The 19,854-nt window shown below is 71.4% G+C and carries 14 protein-coding genes; 7 read left to right on the plus strand and 7 right to left on the minus strand.

Going from position 1 to position 19,854, the window contains the following annotated elements; all coding sequences use genetic code 11:
• Position 1: 1 nt before the first annotated feature.
• The gene (locus ABZ321_RS28595) at positions 2-406 is read right to left on the minus strand and encodes a TIGR03668 family PPOX class F420-dependent oxidoreductase (protein WP_344515583.1); all 405 of its coding nucleotides are present in this window, start codon (positions 404-406) and stop codon (positions 2-4) included.
• The gene (locus ABZ321_RS28600) at positions 403-1,236 is read right to left on the minus strand and encodes an LLM class F420-dependent oxidoreductase (protein ID WP_344515581.1); all 834 of its coding nucleotides are present in this window, start codon (positions 1,234-1,236) and stop codon (positions 403-405) included. Before ABZ321_RS28600 ends, ABZ321_RS28595 begins: the two co-directional genes overlap by 4 nt.
• A gap of 332 nt (positions 1,237-1,568) precedes the next feature.
• On the opposite strand from ABZ321_RS28600, the gene ABZ321_RS28605 reads away from it, so the two are divergent.
• The 3 genes from ABZ321_RS28605 (at position 1,569) to ABZ321_RS28615 (ending at position 3,809) form a co-directional block, all read left to right on the plus strand.
• Positions 1,569-2,486: an NADP-dependent oxidoreductase gene (locus ABZ321_RS28605; protein WP_344515579.1), complete on the plus strand. Its 918-nt coding sequence runs from the start codon at positions 1,569-1,571 to the stop codon at positions 2,484-2,486.
• A 316-nt stretch (positions 2,487-2,802) separates the two neighbouring features.
• Positions 2,803-3,045, plus strand: a complete 243-nt coding sequence (locus ABZ321_RS28610) for a hypothetical protein (protein ID WP_354896765.1) — start codon at positions 2,803-2,805, stop codon at positions 3,043-3,045.
• A gap of 89 nt (positions 3,046-3,134) precedes the next feature.
• On the plus strand, positions 3,135-3,809 hold the full coding sequence (locus ABZ321_RS28615; protein WP_354896768.1) for a class I SAM-dependent methyltransferase: 675 nt from the start codon (positions 3,135-3,137) through the stop codon (positions 3,807-3,809).
• A 158-nt stretch (positions 3,810-3,967) separates the two neighbouring features.
• Here the strand turns inward: ABZ321_RS28615 and ABZ321_RS28620 are convergent, their stop codons facing one another.
• Positions 3,968-4,801: an alpha/beta fold hydrolase gene (locus ABZ321_RS28620; RefSeq protein WP_354896771.1), complete on the minus strand. Its 834-nt coding sequence runs from the start codon at positions 4,799-4,801 to the stop codon at positions 3,968-3,970.
• A gap of 58 nt (positions 4,802-4,859) precedes the next feature.
• Between ABZ321_RS28620 and ABZ321_RS28625 the strand changes: the two genes are divergently transcribed.
• Positions 4,860-7,877 (plus strand): BTAD domain-containing putative transcriptional regulator, encoded by a 3,018-nt coding sequence (locus tag ABZ321_RS28625; RefSeq protein WP_354896774.1) that lies wholly within the window; start codon positions 4,860-4,862, stop codon positions 7,875-7,877.
• Here ABZ321_RS28625 and ABZ321_RS28630 read toward each other — a convergent pair.
• The 3 genes from ABZ321_RS28630 to ABZ321_RS28640 all read right to left on the minus strand — a co-directional run bounded on the left by ABZ321_RS28630 (position 7,853) and on the right by ABZ321_RS28640 (position 15,080).
• On the minus strand, positions 7,853-8,407 hold the full coding sequence (locus ABZ321_RS28630) for a dihydrofolate reductase family protein (protein ID WP_354896777.1): 555 nt from the start codon (positions 8,405-8,407) through the stop codon (positions 7,853-7,855). The genes ABZ321_RS28625 and ABZ321_RS28630 overlap by 25 nt on opposite strands.
• Positions 8,408-8,513: 106 nt before the next feature.
• A complete protein-coding gene (locus tag ABZ321_RS28635; protein WP_354896780.1) occupies positions 8,514-11,489 on the minus strand; it encodes a discoidin domain-containing protein in 2,976 nt (991 codons plus the stop codon).
• Positions 11,490-11,642: 153 nt separating this feature from the next.
• Complete coding sequence (locus ABZ321_RS28640) at positions 11,643-15,080, minus strand: ThuA domain-containing protein (RefSeq protein ID WP_354896783.1); 3,438 nt, start codon at positions 15,078-15,080, stop codon at positions 11,643-11,645.
• Between the two features lie 233 nt (positions 15,081-15,313).
• Between ABZ321_RS28640 and ABZ321_RS28645 the strand changes: the two genes are divergently transcribed.
• The 3 genes from ABZ321_RS28645 to ABZ321_RS28655 all read left to right on the plus strand — a co-directional run bounded on the left by ABZ321_RS28645 (position 15,314) and on the right by ABZ321_RS28655 (position 18,091).
• Positions 15,314-16,195, plus strand: a complete 882-nt coding sequence (locus tag ABZ321_RS28645) for an ABC transporter permease (protein WP_344515563.1) — start codon at positions 15,314-15,316, stop codon at positions 16,193-16,195.
• A 26-nt stretch (positions 16,196-16,221) separates the two neighbouring features.
• Positions 16,222-17,226, plus strand: coding sequence for an ABC transporter substrate-binding protein (locus tag ABZ321_RS28650; RefSeq protein WP_354896787.1), 1,005 nt, complete (start codon positions 16,222-16,224; stop codon positions 17,224-17,226).
• 82 nt (positions 17,227-17,308) lie between these two features.
• Positions 17,309-18,091 carry an ABC transporter ATP-binding protein gene (locus tag ABZ321_RS28655; RefSeq protein WP_354896790.1) on the plus strand — a complete coding sequence of 261 codons (783 nt, stop codon included), beginning with the start codon at positions 17,309-17,311 and terminating at the stop codon, positions 18,089-18,091.
• A 133-nt stretch (positions 18,092-18,224) separates the two neighbouring features.
• Here ABZ321_RS28655 and ABZ321_RS28660 read toward each other — a convergent pair whose 3' ends face one another.
• Complete coding sequence (locus tag ABZ321_RS28660; RefSeq protein ID WP_354897038.1) at positions 18,225-19,847, minus strand: cellulose binding domain-containing protein; 1,623 nt, start codon at positions 19,845-19,847, stop codon at positions 18,225-18,227.
• Positions 19,848-19,854: the final 7 nt, after the last annotated feature.

A 19,854-nucleotide genomic window follows, 5' to 3' on the forward strand; every position in this document is an offset into this window, starting at 1 on the left:
TCTACGAGGCCGACCAGCCCGTCCACCGCGCGACGTCGATCGCGATCATCAGGCCCCGGATTCGGTACTGCGGGTAGCGCGCCACCAGCCGCCCGAGCGCCCGGCGGCCCTCCTCCCCCGCCGGGTCGACCTCGCGCGCGATGCCGTCGGCGCGGACCCACCACAGTGCGGACCAGTCCTCCTCGTAATGGTCGGCGAGCACGGCGGCGCGCGGCTCGGCGGCCAGGTTGGCCAGCCGCTGCAGGGCGGTGTGCCGCTTCGGCTTGGCGTCCACGCCGTGGTAGACGGTGTCGCCCTCCAGCGCGAACACGATGGGCACGGCATGGGGCGAGCCGTCCGGGGCGACGGTGGCCAGCCGGGCGACGCGCGCCGCCCCGAAATGCTGCCGGCACTCGTCCGGCGTCACGCGCCTTCGCCGGCGAAGTCGGCGATGGCCCGCTCCCACTGTTCGAGGCCGCGCTCGACGATCGAGCGCGGGCCCGAGGGGATCCACCGGCTGGCGCGCTGGACGCCGGCCTCGTGGAGGCGCTGCAGGACCGCGGGATCGGCCGGCGCCGAGAGCACCTGCACGTCGATCTGGCGCTCGGCCCGGGCCCGCAGCTCGCCGATGCGCTCGATGACGCCCTCGCCGTAGTTGGGGAACCAGGCGTCGCCGAACGCCAGCACGCGGTCCAGCACGCCCGGGCCCATGCCACCGACGAGGATCGGCGGGTGGGGGCGCTGGGCCGGCTTCGGGAAGGACCAGATCCGTTGGAAGTCGACGTACTTGCCGTGGTACGACGCCTCCTCCTCGGCCCAGATCACCTTCATCGCCTCGACCCGCTCGCGCAGCACGGCCATGCGCACCCGCGGGTCGGTGCCGTGGTTGCGCATCTCCTCGCGGTTCCACCCGGCGCCGACGCCGAACTCGAAGCGGCCGCCGGAGAGCTGGTCGAGCGAGGCGACCTCCTTGGCGGTGATGATCGGGTCACGCTCGATGACGAGGCAGATGCCGCTGCCGATGCGCAGCCGGCTGGTGGCCGCCGCGGCCGCGGTCAGCGCAACGAAGAGGTCGTAGGTGTGCCAGTACTTCTGCGGCAGCTCCTGCCCATCCTGGTACGGCGTGTCCCGGCTGGCCGGGATGTGGGTGTGCTCGGCGAAGAACACGGCGGACTGGCCGCGCTCCTCGACCAGCCGCGCCAGGTCCCCCGGGGCCATGGCATCGTGGGTGGGGAAGTATCCGACTCCGAAGTCCATGGCCCCATCTCTACCCAGCCGGCGACGCTTCGACCGGAACGGTGCACCCGCTCTCCACAGCCGCCGCGGCCGTCCCGCGATCCCGGTGAGGCGCTTCGTCAACCCTGATCCGGTCTACCTGCAGTCGACCGGGTTTGTGCTCGACCCGACCGGGTACGTGCTCGTCAGCGTCTGCACTGCCGAGCCATCGGACAACTCGCACCGGACGACGTCATTGGACTGGTCCGCGATGGCCAGTCGGCACAGGCCGTGCAGCACGGCGACACGATCTACGCGTCCGGACAGTTCCACGAGCCCGTACCAGCCGACACGAACAACGCGATAGGTGCCGGATGAAGGCGATTGTGGTGACCGATCAGGCCGCAGGAACGGCCGGGATGACGCTGGTGGAGCGGCCCGAGCCGGAGCCGGCGATTGGTGACGTCATTGTTCAGGTTCATGCGTCGGGATTCGTCCCGACTGAGTTGGCGTGGCCCTCGACCTGGACCGATCGCCTCGACCATGACCGAACACCGTCGATCCCTGGACACGAACTGGCCGGAGTGGTCACCGCTCTCGGCTATGGCACGACGGGGCTGTCGGTGGGACAGCGGGTGTTCGGCCTCGCGGACTGGCACCGCGACGGCACCCTGGCGGAGTACGTGGCCATCGAGGCACGCAACCTCGCGCCGCTGCCCGGCGACGTCGACTTCACGGTGGGCGCAAGCCTGCCGATCTCGGGCCTGACCGCGTGGCAGGGGCTGTTCCAACACGGCCGTCTTCAGGCGGGGCAGAGCGTCCTCGTGCACGGCGCGGCCGGCGCAGTCGGGACGATGGTGACGCAACTCGCACGTGAGGCCGGCGCGTATGTCATCGGTACAGGGCGCGCTGCCGACCGTCAGAAGGCGCTCGACTTCGGCGCGCAGGATTTCGTCGACCTCGACAACGACGCCCTGGAGGACGTCGGCGGCGTCGACCTGGTATTTGACGTCATCGGCGGAGGCATCCAGAGGCGGTCCGCAGGCCTCATCCGGGCCGAAGGAACACTGGTGACCGTCGTGGGGCCGCCCGAGGCGCGGCCCGCCGATGGCCTGGCGATCGACTTCGTCGTCGAGTCCGATCGCGCCCAGTTGGGTGAGATCGTCCAGCGTGTGCGTGACCTACGGCTGCGGACGAACATCGGCAACGTTGCGGCCCTCGACGATGCCGTCGCCGCCCTCAACCCGACTGAGCGACGCAAGGGGAAGACGATCATCCGCGTTCGTCCGTGACGACCAGGAACGGACCAACGTGCCATCCCAAGCGGCGCCGACGTCCACGGAGGGTGTTACCGTACTTGCCGGAGCGATGACCAGTTCGCTGACGGCGATCTAAGGAGGTGTGTTGATGACTGGCGTGGAGACGCCCGCTGTGTGCGGTGCCAGGATCATCCTCACCTCCCGGGCCTCGTCCTGACCTTCGCCTGCCTTCCTCCCTCGTAGGAGTGTTCTCGGCACGCTGTCGTCCGGCGGGGCCCCCGTTCAAAGGTCTCCACCGTGGTTCATCGACCCACGTCATACCCATCTGATCTCTCTCCTCCTGCGCGGCGTGGGCCTGCACGACGACGAAGGCCTGGACCAGACCTTCGCAGAGATCACCGACCCGGCGCGGGACTGCCGCTTCGCGGATAGCGCCCAGATCGGCGAGCCGGGCTGCGCCTTGCTGGCCGCCGTCGAGGACGGCTACCTCACCCAGCGGCGCTTCGACAGCTACCACCGGCTACAGCGGCCGATGAAGCACGGCGCGCGGCTTCGACGCGCCCTCAAGCAATCTCCGCACTTCAAGGCATGACGGAAAGGAATCTGGTCATGGACCTTCCCCGCATCTTCACCATCCGTGAGAGCAGCCACCGGATCCACAACCCGCTGACCGCGGACAAGTTGGCCGCCCTGGGCGCATCGCTCCACCTCGCCCCCGGGACACGAGCCCTCGACCTGGCCAGCGGCTCGGGCGAAATGCTGTGCACGTGGGCGCGTGACCACGGGATCACCGGCACCGGGGTCGACATCAGCACGGTCTTCACCGAGCAGGCCCAGGCCCGCGCCGCCGAACTCGGCGTCGCCGACCGAGTCGAGTTCATCCACGGTGACGCCGCCGGCCATGTCGCGGACCAGCCGGTCGACCTGGCCGCCTGCATCGGCGCCACGTGGATCGGCAACGGCGTCGCCGGAACGACCGAGCTGCTCGACCGCAGCCTGCGCCCCGGCGGACTGATGCTGATCGGCGAGCCGTACTGGCGGCAGACCCCAACGGACGAAAAGACCGCCAAGGCATGCCACGCCACCTCCATCGCCGACTTCCTGCTCCTCCCGGAGCTGATCGAGCAGTTCCAGGAACTCGGGTACGACGTCGTTGAAATGATGCTGGCCGACCAGGACAGCTGGGACCGCTACGCCGCGGCCCAGTGGCTCAACCTGCGCCGCTGGCTCGACCAGAACCCGGACGACGAACTCGCCCACGAAGTACGGGAAGAACTCACCACCGAGCCCGCCCGCTACGCGCGCTACGGGCGTGAGTATCTCAGCTGGGGAGTTTTCGCCCTCATGAAGCGCTGACACTCCCGTCCCGCGCGGGGCCCAGACGTCATACCCTCTGGGCCCCGCACGGGCCACGTGGTCACCGCAGTGCTCAAGCCGGCAGCATGAACGAGCCGACGCCCGCCCCTCCGTCTCGTCCTCCCCGGCCGCCGTTCGGTACAGCCGCGCCGACGTTCTTAGCTTGGGTAGCAGGTTGAAGCCGAGCACGCGAGCGAAGGCGAATCCGACGATGGAGGCACCGTGCGTACGTCTGCGAGGTCCTCGTCGAGGAACTCCTCAACCAGCGGGACCAGCAGCCCGGCCCGGTGCGGCAGGGAGGTGTGGGTGGTGCCGGGAAGGATCGCGAGGCGGCAGCGCGGCATCGCGCAGACGTCGCCGGGGACACCGCCGCCGAGCAGGCGGAACATCCGCACGGCATGTTCCGGCCGGACGATGTCCGCGTCGCCGACCACGACCAGTGCGGGCACCCGCAGGGCGCGGATCTGCGCCGCCGTCCACCGTGGCGGATGCGCGTCCAGGACCGCCATCTTCGTGACGAGGCGATCCCAGCCCGCCGGGTCGGGCGCGGTACGCAGGTACTCCTCGTGCAGCTCGGAGCCGTGCAGGTGCTCGGGCCGCAGGTGCGCGGCGCCGTCGAGCAGCCCGGGATGCAGGCCACCGCGGTCGAAGGCCGGCGAGGCGAGCACGAGCCGGCCGGCCCGCGCCGGGTGGTGGGTGCCGATCCGCAGGGCGACCGCGGCGCCCAGCCCCCAGCCCAGCAGGTCCGCTCGCGCCAGGCCGAGACGGTCCAGCAGCTGCACCACCTGCGCCGCAAAGCCCCCGACGGTGTACGGCCCATCGCAGTCGGGGCTGCGCCCATGCCCCGGCAGCTCGACGGCGACGACGCGCCGGGTGCGGGCCAGCAACGGCAGCAGCGTGCCGAACGACGTATGGATGCCCGACAGCGCGGCCGGCACGAGGATCAGCGGCCGTCCCGGGCCGTCACCGTGCTCCTCCAAGTACATCTCCATACGGCGCAGTGTGCGGGCCCGCGCTTACGGTCGGCTTACCGCCGTGGGATGATCCGTCGTGCGCTTCGGGATCCTCGGTCCGCTCGCCGTCACCACCGCCGACGGCGAGCCGGTGGTCGTGCCCGGCGCCAAGGTGCGCATGCTGCTGGCCGATCTGCTGGCGCACCGCAACACGGTGGTCTCCGCCGACCGGCTCATCGAGGACCTGTGGGGCGACGACGCACCCGCGAACCCCGCCGGCGCGCTGCAGGTACGGGTGTCACAGTTGCGAAAGGCGCTCAACGACGCCGAACCGGGCGCGCGTGACCTGATCGAGTCGCGGCCGCCGGGCTACCGGCTGCGGGCCGACGACGTCGACGCCGACCGGTTCGCCGCGCTCGCCGACGCCACCGACGTCGACCGGCTCGGCGCGGCGCTCGCGCTGTGGCGCGGCCAGGCATACGCCGACGTGGCCGACCAGGAGTTCGCGCGCGCCGAGGCGACCCGGCTCACCGAGCAGCGCCTCCTCGTGCACGAGCGGCTCGCCGCGGCGCGGCTGGCCCGCGGCGAGCACGACCTGGTCGCCGCGGAGCTGGCCGAGCTCGTCGAGCTCCACCCGCTGCGGGAAGGGCTGCGCGTCCTGCACATGCGTGCCCTGTACGCCGCGGGACGGCAGGCCGACGCCCTCGACAGCTACGCCGGTCTGCGGGAACGGCTCGCCGACGAGCTGGGCCTGGACCCGGGACCGGAACTGGCCGCCTTGCACCGGCAGATCCTCGAGCAGGATCCGGCCCTCACCGCACCGCCGAAGTCCGCGATCGTCCGCAACAGCCTGCCCGCCCAGCTGGACGAGTTGATCGGCCGGGCCGAGGCCCTCACGGAGCTGCGCGCCCTGATCCCGGCCGTCCGGCTGCTCACCCTGGTCGGGCCGGGCGGGGTGGGCAAGACCCGGCTCGCCGCGGCGGCCGCCGCCGAACAGGTCCACCCGGACGGCGTGCACCTGGTGGAGCTGGCGCCGCTGCCGCCGGCGGACCCGCGGGTGGCGGAGCAGGTCCTCGGGGTGCTCGGCCTGCACGAGGCACCCGGCACCACCGGGTCCGCCACCGACCGGCTGGTGACGGCGCTGCGGCACCGCGAGATGCTGCTGGTGCTGGACAACTGCGAGCACGTGATCGCGGCGGCCGCCGCGCTGGTCGGGCGGCTGCTGCGCGACGCGCCCGGGGTACGCGTGCTGGCCACCAGCCGGGAGCCGCTGCTGCTGACCGGCGAACAGGTCTGGGAGGTGGGCCCGCTTGCGCTGCCGGGCGACCCGGCCGACGTCGACGCGGTGCGGCGATCGGCCGCGGCCCGGCTGTTCTCGGCGCGCGCGGCAGCGCAGCACCGCGGGTTCCGGCTCGACGAGCAGACCGCACCCGCGGTGGCGCAGTTGTGCCGCCGGCTGGACGGCCTGCCCCTGGCCCTCGAACTGGCCGCGACCCGGGTGCGCGCGCTCGGCGTTCAGGGCGTCGTGGACCGCCTGGACGACCGCTTCGAGCTGCTCACCACCCGGCAGCGGGACGTGCCGGAACGGCAGCGGACCCTCACCGCGGTGATCGCGTGGAGCTGGGACCTGCTGGACCCGCAGGACCGTGCGGTGCTGGCCCGGCTGTCGGTCTTCCGCGACGGCTGTACGCCCGAGGCCGCCGAGCAGGTGTGCGACGCCGGCCTGGACGCCGTGGACCGGCTCGTGGAACGGTCACTGGTGGTGGCCGAGCCGGGGCCACGGTACCGGCTGCTGGAGTCGATCGCGGAGTTCGGCACCGCGCAGCTCACCGACGCCGCCGCGGTCCGCAGCCGGCACACCGGCTACTTCCGCTCCCTCGCCGAGCACGCCGACCCGCTGTTGCGCGGCCCCGAGCAGCAGCGGTGGCTCGCGATCCTGGATGCCGAGCGGGCCAACCTGCAGGCCGCGCTCACGCACGGCGGCGGCTTGCGGATGGCGCTGGCGCTCACCTGGTACTGGGTGCTGCGGGGACGGCTCAGCGAGGCCCGCGCCGCCCTGGCGCTGACCGGCACGGCCGACGAGGAGCGCCTCGCCGCGCCCTGGCGGCTCGGGCTGGCGCTGCTGCAGGGCGAGCGGGTACCCGAGAACGTACGGGACGTGCTCGCCCTGGACCCGGCCGGACGGTCGGCCTGGTTCGTGGCGGACGCCGTGATGGACCGCGGTGACCTGGCGCTCGCCGCGGAGCTGCTGCCGGAGCAGTACGACGACGCGTGGACCGAGGCAGCGGTGCTGGCGTCGCGGGCGATGCTCGCGCACGCCGCCGGTGACCTGTCCGCACTGGAGGCGACCGCGACACGCAGCGACGCGCTGTTCGCCGAGCTCGGCGACCGGTGGGGGCGGCTGCGGGCCAGCGACTGGCTCGGCGGGCTGGCGGAGTTCCGCGGCCAGCCCGAACGGGCCGCCGACCTGCACCGGGAAGGGCTGCGCTGGGCGACCGAGCTCTCGCTGTCGCCGCAGGTCGGCGCGAAGCTGTCGTGGCTGGCCTGGCTGGCGGTACAGCGCCTGGACCACGAGACGGCGCGGGAGCTGGCCGAACGCGCCTACCGGCTGGCCGTGGAGCAGGGCGCGCCCACCGCGGTGGTGTTCGCCGAGATGAGCCTCGGCATCGCGGCCCGCCGCTCGGGCCGCCTCGACCAGGCCGTCACCCACCTGACCCGCATCGCCGACCAGGGCCGGGTCGAGCCGAATCCGCCGCCGTACCTGCCGATGATCCTGGTCGAGCTGGCCTACGCGCGGGAGTTGCAGGGCGACCCGGCGGCCGCCCGGGCACTGCACATGGAGGCGTACGAGAGCGCCATCGGCTCCACTCGCGACGGCATCGGCGCTGTCGAGGGCATGGCCACGGTGGCCGAGCCGGCCGTGGCGGCCCGGCTGCTGGGTGCCGCGGCCACCGCCCGCGAGCAGAACTTCGCCCCGGCCGCCCCGGCCGAGCAGGACGAGCTCGACCGGGCGGCGCGACGGGCGGTTGCCGCGCTCGGCCAGGAACGCTTCGACGAGCTGGTGGCCGAGGGCGCCAAACTCAGCCTCGCTCAGGCGGTGGCCTTCGGCCGGTAGGTCGCGACGATGACACCGTTGGTGAAGACCCGGGTGTCGATGAGTTCGAACGTGGCCTTGACATCGCTCAGCACGCTGGAGAAGTTGCCGGCGCCCACGATGACCGGGTGGATCCAGAACTTCACCTCGTCGACCAGGCCGGCCGTGACCAGCTGCGCGGTGACCGTGCCGTAGCCGTACTGCACGATGTTCCCGCCGTCCTGCTCCTTGAGCTTCGCGACCGCCTCGACCAGGTCCCCTTCCAGCACCTCGGTGTTCCTCCAGGAGGGGTCCTTCAGCGTGGTCGACGCCACGTACTTCTTGACGTTGTTGAAGAACGCGGCGCCGGTGGCGGGATCGTTCTCGTCCATCGCCGGCCAGGCCTGCGAGAAGCCGTCGTAGGTGGCGCGGCCCATGAGCAGCGCGTCCGCGCCGTTGGTGATCCCGGAGGCCACCTCGACCGCTTCCTCGGCGAAGTAGGGCGACGTCCACATCGGGTTCTCGATGACGCCGTCGAGGGTGAGGTAGGTGGAGTTGATGAGCTTGCGCATCGAAGGCTCTCCCGGCTGGGTCGTGGTGATCGCTGCTGACAGGGAACACTCTGCCGAGGGCCGCTTACGATTCGCTTCAGGTCGCCTTATGCGGGCTACGGTGAAATCACGTCACCGACAGGTGCACCAGATCGGGGTCGCCGGTGCGCCACGCCGGCACCGCGACGGCGACGTACCGGGCGGACACCGACCCGCCGAGCGTCGCGTAGGTCACCCCGTCCGTGGACGTTTCGATGCGGGCGGCGGGTGCGGTGCCGGTCGTCCACGCCAGCGACACGGCGGTCACGGTCCGGGCGGTGCCGAGGTCGACGACCATCCGCCCGTTGGGGCCGGGCCGCCAGGACGTGGCCGGGTCGCCGTCGACGGCCCGGGACGGTTCACCCATGCCGGCCGGCAGCGGCGAGGTCGGGAACGTGGTGCGGCCGCGGGCCAGGTCGGTCGCCGGGGTGACCGGCCCGCCGAACGTGGCGGTGTAGCTGCGGGTCGCGCCGGCCGGTACCTGAGCCTGCGTGGACCATCCGCCGGCGGCGAGCCGGACGTCGACGGCCGCGCCGGCCGGGGCGGTGACGGTGAGGTGGTGCGAGTCGGCGACGTTGAACCGGGTGCCGGCCGGCGCGGTGCCGGTCACCGTGAACCGGGTGGGTCGCACGGCGCCGCCGGCGGCCGGCACGGACGCGGTCAGGTCCAGCCGGCCGTCGGCGCGGACCACGGACAGCCCCCGGTACAGCCGGTCGGCGCGGGTCAGGGTCAGCACCGCGTTGTCGACCGCGGTCGTGGACAGGTTGAGCAGGGTGAGGTACCCGTCGGCGTCGCTGAGCCGCAGCGTCGACGGCCCGCCGGTCGGCAGTCGCCGGGCGGCGGCCGCGGCCAGGTCGGTGCCCGTGCCGGTGTAGCCCTCGACGAGGGTCGCGGCCGGGATGCTGACCAGGGTCGGGGAGGCGGTGATCGGGCCGGCGGCGCCGTGCGCGACGACCCCGGCCCGGCCGTCGATCCCGGCCCACGCGCCGAGTGTGGCGTCGGGTGCGGTGACGGCGGTGCTCCACGTGACGCCGTCGGTGGAGGTCTGCACGAGGTACGACGTGGCGTACGCGGCCTCCCACGTCAGCGTCACGCCGGTGAGCTGGACGTTGCTGCCGAGGTCGACGGCGAGCCAGCTGTCGGCGCGGCCGCGCTCCTCGCGGGCGACGGCCCAGCGGGTGCCGGCGTTGCCGTCGACGGCGTTCGCGGCGGGGTAGGCCGGGTCGGCCGAGGACACGGTGACGGTGCGGCCGCGGGCCAGGTCGGTGCCGGCCGTGCCGAACGCCTCGAACGCGAACAGCGAGTAGCCGTACTGGGTGGCGGCGGCCCGGCCGAGGAACCGCACGTGCCGGGCGGTGCGGGCGGCGAACGTCAGCCGGTCGGTGCCGCCGTCTCCGACGCCGGTCTGCGGGGTCACGCTGCCGGACGGGCCGGTGAACGTGCGGCTGCCGTCGAGGCCGGGCACCCCGGGCATCGACAGGTTGAACAGGGTCAGCGTCGCGGTGCCCGGTCCGGTGTAGACGACGGTGCCGGTCGGCAGCGTGGCGTAGCCGGCCCAGCCGGCGGCGGTCTGCAGCACGGTGGCGGTGGAGTCGACGCCGTCGCGGGCGGTGGTGTACGCGACGGTCGACTGCCGCAGCGGCGCCGCCGTCTGGGCGGGCAGGAACGCGGGCGCCCGGGTGTCGATCAGCCAGTTGTCGTGGCCCGGCTGCCACAGGAACTTGACCTGGCCCGGCTTGGTGACCGCGGCGGCGAAGCCCGTGGCGCTCTGGTGCGCGGTCAGCCCGACCGCTGGGCCGAAGTCGCGGGTACCGGCGGCCGCGGCGAAGAACTCCGCGGACGTCACCGGCTGCACCGGGGTGCTGCGCCAGCGGTGGAACAGGTAGGCGATGGCGAGCTCGGCCCGGGCCTCCGGCTCGTACTTCTCCTCGCCGCTGAATTTCGTGAGCCGGTACTGCGGCGCGTACTGCAGGTACGGCATCAGCCGCGCGGCGAGGTCGGCCTCGGCGCGGGCGGCGTGCGGGTCGCCCTGGACCTGCGCGAGGAACGCGAGGGGCAGCACGTCGCGGCCGTACAGGTGGTACCGGTCGGCGACCATCGGCATCACCGGCTCGCCCGCGTCGCTGGCCAGCAGGCGCAGCGTCGCCCACAGCTCGCGGCCGTTGGGCTGGCGGGTCAGCACCTGCGGCAGCGGCCGGCCGGCGGCGAGGAAGTGCGCGGCCGCCCGCCCCGCGGTCCGCCACAGCTCGGCCTGGTAGTGCGGGTTCGCCGAGTTGTGGTTCTCCACGATGAACGTGTCGTGCAGGTTGCGGGCGACGTTCCAGGCGCTGACCGCGCGGCCGTCGACCACGGCCGGGTTGGCCCGGTCGGCCGCGGGCAGGCCGCTGGAGTTGGCCGCCCAGAACACGAACCGCTCCTGCCAGCGGGCCGCGTCGGCGTCGCCGGTGGGCGCCCACGCCAGGCCGGGCGCGATCGCCTGGGCGTAGACGCCCATCTCCTCGAGCTTGGTGTCGCCGACGTACCCGCCGGTGCTGCCGTTCGGCGTCCAGGAGCCGCTGAGCGGGTCGTTGCCGGTGCCCAGCCCGTACGCGTACGCGGCCTGCCCACGCGCGATCTTGTCCACGTTCGCGCGGGTGGTCGCGTCCAGGTCCGCCCACAGCAGCCGCGCGGCGAGCACGAAGTACAGCTCGAACGTCGAGTCCCAGAACAGCCGCTGCCCCCAGTCGGCGCCGCCGGCGAGCTTGTTCGTCGCGGCGAACCGGGTGATCGTGGCGAGGGTCCGGGTGCGCAGGGTGGCCGCGTCGACGCCGGCAAGGTCGGCGTCGTAGCCGTCGCTGGTCAGCAGGACGGCGTTGCCGAGGACAGCGGCGAACCGGAAGTCGGCGGCCCGGTAGGCGCCGGTCGCCGGGTCCCACTGCTGCTGCACCCAGCGGGTGTGCACGAGCAGCAGCCGGTGGTACTCGTCGGCGACCGGGTCCGTGACCGCGGCAGCCGACGGCCGTGGCAGGGCGAGGGCACCACCGGCGGCGGCGAACGCGGCGAACAGGGTGCGGCGGGTCATCATGCCGAGTACCGTCGCAGCGCCCCGATACCGAGTCAATATCTCCAAAAAGGTTTACAAAACCCTGGTCAGCGGTCGTTGTGAACTGCTCGTCCAGCTGCGCACGGACTCCGTCGGCGGCCCTGGCTGAGCCGCCGACGGAGGGTGGAAACCGTGCTACGTGACGGTGACCGTCACCATGGTCGCGTGCGGGGCGCCCGCGCTGTCCGTGATGGTCAGCCGGGCAGTGAACGTGCCGACCCGGTTGTAGGCGTGGGTCGTCGTCGCGGTGGTGGTACTGGTGAACACCGCCGCGTTGTCGCCGAAGTCCCACTCGTACTTCGCGATGGTGCGGCCCGCCGGTGGGGTGGCGACCGCGCTGAAGGACACGGTCCGCGGGCCGCCGGTGGCCGGGGTCGCGGTGCCGGTGACGCTGGCCCCGGTCTCCTGCTTGACGCCCGCGCCGTTGAACCGCAGCCAGTCGATCGACATCAGGTAGGTGCCCGCCGGCGGTGGTGTCGCCGGGTTCTTGAACACCAGGTACAGGTTGAACGTGGTGCCGGGGTTGGTGAGGTTCACCGTCGGGGAGACGAGGTTGTCGTAGCTGCCTGAGTTGGGCACGGTCATCGTGCCGAGCACGGTGCCGGTCGGCGACCCGTCGCGGAACTCGATCGTGCCGCCGTAGACGCTGCTGACGCCGGCGGTGACCGAGCCGATGCCCTTGAGGTTGACCGTGCCGTACTGGATCCAGTCGTTGTTGTCGATGTCGCCGACGCGCTTGCCGGCACGGGCCGAGGCACGGTCGAAGACGGTCACGCCGGAGCTGCTGGTGAGGTGCTCGGCCTCGGTGCTCTTGGCGCGCAGCCGCACCTGGGTCGAGCCGGTCAGCGCGGGCACCCCGCCGGTCGCGCCGCCGTCCGTGTACTGCGCGGTCAGCACGGTGTACAGGTTCTGGCCGGGACCGTGCCCGTCGCCGGCGCCGGCGTCCGTGACGATCAACCCCGAGCAGCCGGTGTAGTTGTCCAGCGGGTGCGCGTGGCTGTCGTGGCCGAGCAGGCTCTGGGTGACGACCCGCGCGCAGACGATGGAGGCGTCCTCGGGGTCGGTGACCGTCACCGTGTACGGGATGCGGTCGCCGAAGTCGGCGAACCCGCCGGCGGGCACGTTGATCGTCACGGTGGGCCGGGTGTTGCCGGCGGTGATCTGGGTGGTGGCCACGGCGGTCAGGCCGTTGGCCGGGTTGCGGACCGTCAGCCGCGCGTTGAACTGGCCCTTCGTGGTGTAGGTGAAGGACGGGTTGGCCGCGGTGGAGTCGGTCGTGCCGTTGCCGTCGAAGTCCCAGGCGTAGGTCACCCCGGCGGTGGAGCCGGCGCTGGAGAAGTTGACCGCGAGGGGTGTCGGGCCGGAGTCCTTGTCCGCGGCGATCTTCGCGACCGGCGCGCTGCCGTTAGCCGCGTAGTCGATGCGGTAGATGCCGGCGCCGTCGTTCGTGCCGCCGCGGCCGGAGCCCGTCCCGGCGCCGAAGTCGATGACGTAGAGCGACCCGTCGGGACCGAACTCCGCATCGAACGGCTGGACCCAGCTGAAGTCGGGGAGGACCGGGTTGATGGACTGCAGGTCGCCGACCTTCGTCGGGCCGAACCTGGCGTCGGTGAACGTCTGCGCCGTCTTGTGGATCGACAGCGTCTTGAACCACTTGCGGGTCAGCTCGTACACGAGCCACTTGCCCTCGTAGTACTCGGGGAACTTCGTCACCCGCGGGTTGGCCGGGTCGTAGTCGTAGACCGGGCCGGACATCGGGCCGCCGCCGCCGGTACCGACCTCGGGGAACTGCGTCGAGGCGGAGTAGGCGTACCAGACCAGCGCGCCGCGGGCGGCCGGCAGGTTCGTCAGGCCGGTGTTGTTCGGCGAGTTGTTCACCGGCGCCGCGCAGTTGAACTTCGCCCCGGCCGTGCTGGTGGCGAAGTTGTAGTCGTTGAACGGGGTGTTGTTGCCGATGCAGTAGGGCCAGCCGTAGTTGCCGGCCGAGGTGACCCGGTCGAACTCGACGGTGCCCTCGGGGCCGCGGTTGGCGTCGGCGGCGCGGGCGTCCGGGCCGTAGTCGGCGACCAGCACGGCGTTGGTCAACGGGTCGACGGTGATCCGGAACGGGTTGCGGAAGCCCATCGCGTAGATCTCCGGCCGGGTCTTGGCGGTACCCGGCGCGAACAGGTTCCCGGTCGGGTTGCTGTAGGTGCCGTCCGCGTTCGGCCGGATCCGAAGGATCTTGCCCCGCAGGTCGTTGGTGTTGCCGGCGGTGCCCTGCGCGTCCCAGGCGCGGCGGCCGGAGCGTTCGTCGATCGGGGTGTAGCCGCTGGACTCGAACGGGTCGGTGTTGTCCCCGATCGCCGCGTACAGCAGGCCGTCCTTGCCCATGGCGAGGCCGCCGCCCATGTGCGAGTTGGCCCGGCCCTCGCCGCGCCAGGTCGGGATGGTCAGCAGCACCTTCGGGTCGGTGGCTGTGGTACCGATCGTGTAGCGGGCGATGTTGATCTGCTTGGAGACCTTGTCGGTGTACAGCAGATAAACCCACCGGTTGGTGGCGAAGCCGGGGTCGACGGTGAGCCCGAGCAGGCCGTCGGACTGGGTGAGCAGGTCCGGGGTGTAGCCGAAGTCCAGCAGGGTGGTCACCGCGAGGGTGTCCTGGTTGATCACCTTGAGCTGGCCGGTGCGCTGGATGTACAGCACCCGGCGGTCGGGCAGGACGGCCAGCTCGAACGGGTCCGAGAGGTTCTGGTCGACCAGCGGGACGCGCTGGAAGTTGCCGGTCTTCGTCGCGCTGCAGTCACCGGGGACGGCGCCGGCCGCCCACTCGATGCCGCCGCGCAGGTGGTCGAGGAACGCCGGCTCGCTGAACGAGGAGCTGCTGTGCCCGCCCGCGGTGTACCAGGACCGGCCGCCGTCGTAGTTCTGGCACCACGAATACGGGTGGTCGACGCCCTCGTTGAGCCCGGCGATGCCGTCGCGGACCTTGATCTGGGCGAGGGTGTGCACCTTCCCGGTCGGGTTGGTGATCCAGTTGTACCACTCCTCGCTGCGCTCCCACAGCTCCGGCAGGTTCTTCGTGGACGGGTGCGCGTGGTCGAGCACCTTGATCCGGCCCGGGTACACGCCGCCGGTGGCGCTGAAGTCCGGGTGGTTCTCGAAGATGGTGCCGACGAGGCCCTCGTACCAGGTCCAGTCGCGCTCGCTGGCGGTGGCGGCGTGCAGGCCGACCCAGCCCTTGCCGGCGCGCACGAAGTTCTGCAGCGCGGTGCGCTGGGCGGCGTTGAGCAGGTCGCCGGCCGCGGGCGTGGAGTTGGTGTTGTTGAACACGAGCGCGTCGAAGCGGGCGAGGTTGGCGTCGGTGAACGCGGCGGCGTCCGTGGTCGCCTCGACCTCGAAGTTGTCGGCCGCGCCCAGCTGCTGGATCGCGGTGATCCCGGCCGGGATCGAGTCGTGGTAGAAGTTCGTCGTCTTCGAGAAGACCAGCACCCGGAACCGCGCCGCCGCGTGGGCGGGTGTCGCGGTGACGGGCAGGATGAGGGAGACCGCCGCGAGCGTGGCGAGGCACGCGCGGCGGAGCTGTCGACGCATGGGCACTCCTGTCATGAGCAGCACGAACACAGAGGAACGCGCTTTCCTGGGCCGCCGACTGCCCGTAGCGTAGGACCGCCATTCGACACCGTCAATAGATGTTTCGATCGACTCCGATCTCTCCTTGCCGGGACGGGGTGCCGCCCCCTACAGTGCAGGAAAGCGCTTGCCCGCGGCGGGGCGGCGCGGCTTGGAGGTCGACGGACAATCACCCCGACGGATGGAGTGCTGATGTGAGTGTGTCCAGTTCGGCCCGGATCCCCGCCACGGTGGACCGGGACGCGACACCGGCGAAGACCAGCACCCGGACCGAGCGGCGCATCGGCGTGCGCCTGCGGCGGTTCACGGGGTCGCTGTGGCGCCCGGCCCTGGTCCTGGCCGGCCTGTTCGCCGCCTGGTGGTTCATCACCTGGCGGGAGCTGGTCGCCCGGTACCTGATCCCGCCACCGTCGGAGGTCTGGACGATCTTCCGCGACGAGTTCGGCTTCCTCATGCGCCAGACCTGGGTGACGTTCTACGAGACGGTGCTGGGCTTCGTCCTGGCCGCCGCGCTCGGGCTGGTCACCGCCGTGCTCATCGTCTACTCCCGGACGCTGGATAAGGCCGTCTACCCGCTGGTGCTGTTCGCCCAGGTCATCCCGAAGATCGCGGTCGCGCCGCTGCTCATCGTCTGGTTCGGGTTCGGGCTCACCCCGAAGATCGTCCTGGCGGTGCTCATCGCGTTCTTCCCGGTGGTCATCTCCGGCGTGGCCGGCCTGCGCTCCACCGACCCGGAGCTGCTGGACCTGTCCTCGACGATGGGCGCCGGCCCGTGGAAGACGTTCCGGAAGATCCGGTTCCCGAACGCGCTGCCGCACCTGATGTCCGGGCTCAAGGTCGCCGTGACGCTCGCCGTCACCGGCGCGGTCGTCGGCGAGTTCGTCGGCGCCAGCGAGGGCCTCGGCTACGTGCTGCAGGTCGCCAACGGCAACCTCAACGCGGCCATGCTCTTCGCCGACCTGCTGCTGATGTCCGCGATCGGCATCGTGCTGTTCGTCGTCGTCGAGATCGCCGAGGCGCTGCTCATCCCGTGGCACGCCAGCCGGCGCCGGCCGGTCTCCCTCACCACCTCCTGATCCCCTCGCCGAAGAGGAACACTTCCATGAGGTCATTCATCGCCCGTACCGCCGCCGCCGTCCTCCTCCTCGGAGTGGCCGCCTGCGGTACCGACAAGGCCGCCGAACCCGCCAAACCCGGCGCCGCCGAGAAGCTCACGCTGACCCTCAACTGGGTCCCGTACGGCGAGCACGCGCCGTTCTACTACGGCCTGAAGCAGGGCTACTACAAGGCCGAGGGCATCGACCTGCAGATCAAGCCCGGCAACGGCTCCGGCAACGTGATCAAGGCGGTCGACCAGAAGCAGACCGACATCGGCTGGGCCGACACGCCGGTGCTCATCCGCAGCGTCGCCAGCGGGATGAAGGTCAAGAGCGTCGGGGTGTTCCTGCAGAAGGGCCCCACGTCGATCCAGTTCCTCGCCGACAAGAACATCAAGTCGCCCGCGGACCTGAAGGGCAAGACCGTCGGCGGTACCCCCGGCGACGCGATCTACGCGACCTTCCCCGCCTGGCTCAAGGCCAACGGCGTCGACCCCAAGGACGTCAAGGTCGTCAACGTCGACGCCGCGGGCAAGATCGCGGCGCTGGCCGAGGGCAAGGTCGACGCGATCCAGGGCTTCTTCCACGACCAGTCCCCCACCATCGAGGCCAAGACCGGCAAGAAGATGGACCGGCTGCTGTTCGCGGACTTCGGCATGAACCTGATCGGCACCGGCATCGTCGTGCACGACGACACGCTCAAGAGCAAGGCCGACCTGATCAAGCGGTTTGTGCGGGCCACCCAGAAGTCGTGGGCGGAGGCGGCCAAGGACGTCCCCGGCGCGGTGGACGCGATGGCGGAGCTCGCCGACAACGAGCCCGCCAAGGAGGTGCTCACCAAGCAGCTCAACCTCGGCCTGACCCTGATCGAGGCCGGCGGCGGCCAGCCCGGTGTCAACGCCGAAAGCAAGTGGACCGAGACCCTGGACATCATGTCGAAGAACGCCGACCTCAAGGATCCCGGTACACCGGCGAAGTACTGGGACAAGTCGTTCACGGCGGCGGCATGACCGGCCAGCGAAGCGGCTCGGGCCGGTCATCATGTGGCAGGTTTGGGTCAGGCCGACGCCGGAGCGCAGCGGAGGTGGCGGCATGACCGCGACGCTTGCCACCGCCACCGAGCTCGACGGCGTCACCGTCCGCTTCACCACGAAGCAGGCCCGCACGACCGCGCTGGAGGACGTCTCGCTGCGGGTCCGCCCCGGCGAGTTCGTCACCATCGTCGGCCCGTCCGGGTGCGGCAAGTCGACACTGCTCAAGCTGGTCGCCGGCCTCGTCCGCCCGACCACCGGCACGGTCTCGCTGCAGGGCCGGCCGGTCACCGGGCCGCAGCGCGACATCGGCTTCGCGTTCCAGCGCGCGGCGCTGCTGGAGTGGCGCGGCGCGCGCAAGAACATCCTGCTGCAGGCGGAGATGCGCGGCATGCCCCGCGCCGAGGCCGCTCGCCGCGCCGACGAGCTGATCCGGCTCACCGGCCTGCAGGGCTTCGAGCACGCGCTGCCGCACGAGCTGTCCGGCGGCATGCAGCAACGCGTCGCGCTGTGTCGGGCGCTGCTGCACCGGCCGCCGGTACTGCTCATGGACGAGCCGTTCGGCGCCCTCGACGCGCTCACCCGCGAGCAGCTCAACGCCGAGGTCAACCGCATCTGGCGGGAGACGTCGACGACCGTGCTGCTGGTGACGCACTCGATCGCTGAGGCGGTGTTCCTCGGTACCCGGGTCGTGGTGATGAGCCCCCGGCCGGGGCGCATCGAGGAGGAGTTCGAGGTGGACCTGCCGGCGGAGCGCGAGTACGCCGCCGTCATGTCCGACCCGCGCTTCGACCGGCTCGCCACCCGGATCCGCGGCCTGCTCGGCTCCACCGCCAACCACTGACGGGTGCTTCGGGGCATCCCGGCGACGTATCGACGCGGTGCGTCGTCCGGGATGCCTCCCCCTCGCCTGTCGCTGATCCTGGCCGCCGCGGCACGCACACCGCCGGGCTTCCGTGCGGTGCTTCGTCTACCGGTCAGACCACGATGCAGGGGATGCCGTTGAGGGTGAAGGCGGCCGGTTCGGCAGTGTTCCCGGTGTGGGTGGCTTGGAAGCCGATGTCGACGGTGGCCCCGGGCGCGAGGGTCCCGTTGTAGCTGACGTTGGTGGCGCTCACCTGGCCGCTGGACGGTGCGAAGGTGGCGTTCCAGCCTGAGGTGATGGCCTGCCCTGAAGGCAGGGTGAAGCGGAGCGTCCAGCCGTTGATCGTCGCGGAGCCGGTGTTGGTGATGCTGATGCTGGCCGTGAACCCGGAGCTCCAGGTGTTCATCGTGTACGCGACCCGGGGACCCGAGCCACCGGTGGGAGACTGGCTGGGCGTGGGAGAGAGCGTGATGCTCGGCGACGGGCTGGTCGGCGGGGTACCGCTCACGCTGGTCACGAACGTCGTCACGCTGCGGGCGGGAAGCGTGACGGTGACCGAGCCGTTCGCCATCGTCTGCGCGCTCTGCGGCGCGACATTGCGGCTCGCGTCGGTCAGCCAGCTGGCGACGCTGCCGGACGCGGTGGTGCCCGCCAGGGTGAACTGCTGGCTCACCGACGAGGTGTTCTTGTTGACCGCGACGATCACCACGGTGTCGCCGCCCCGGTACGCCGAGACGTACACGTTCGTCGCCGGGTTCGCCGTCGCGTCGATCCGCACATAGCCCGGACGCACGAACCTGGCGAACTGCGCCATCATCGCGCCGCGCTTGCTGATCTGGCCGTCCTCCCGCATCGGCCCGTAACTGCGGCGGATCGTCCACCAGATGTACGCCTGGAACTCGGCGTCGACCATGGCGTGGTGGATGTGCTCCCCCACATCGAGGGCCTGCGGCCAGAGGTCACCCGAATCGGAGCTGTTCGGGTAGTAGACCTCGGTCATCCACAGTTCCTTGCCCGCGCCCTTCTGCTTGAACAGCGGGTACGGGAAGTTCGCATACGACGTGCCGTAGAGGTGGGCCCCGATGATGTCCACATTGGCCAGCGCCGTGGCGTCGTTGAGGATCGGGTCCGACATCGACTTCACGTACTGGAACGACTCGGGGGCGATGACCCGGGTGCCGATCGAGCCGGCGTTCTCCCGCAGGAACCGGACGATTTCGGCGGAGGTCCACCACGTCCAGTCGGTCGCGTAATCAGGCTCGTTCTGCACCGAGATGCCGTACAGGTTGACTCCGTTGTTGCGCATGTAGGTGGTGAAGTCATTCAGGTGCTGGGCGTAGGCGCCGTAGGAGCTGTACCGCAGGCGCTTCGCGTTGGTCTGGCTGCCGCGGGTGAAGGTTTCGATCATGCTCGCGGGCGGGTTCCAGGGCGAGGCGATGACGGTCGCGCCGAGCTCGACGGCGCGTTTCGCCGTCGCCAGGTCGCGGCTCCAGTCCGCCTGGTTCTCCCCGACGGGGATCCGCAGCACGGAAAACCCCAGCTGGCCGTCGCCGCCACCGAACGCCGTGGTCCGCTGGGCCGCGGTGAGGTCGCCGATCCATGCCGCGTGCGCCATGCCGCCGAAGCCCCGGATCGTCTGCCGCGGCGAGGACGGATTGATGTTCGCCGTTGCCGCCGCGGCCTCCGTCGCCCGCAACACCGACGCCGCGACCGTGAGGACCGGCACGGCCCCCATGGTGGTC

The sequence above is a fragment of the Dactylosporangium sp. NPDC006015 genome, from assembly GCF_040614215.1.
GTDB classification, from domain to species: domain Bacteria; phylum Actinomycetota; class Actinomycetes; order Mycobacteriales; family Micromonosporaceae; genus Dactylosporangium; species Dactylosporangium maewongense.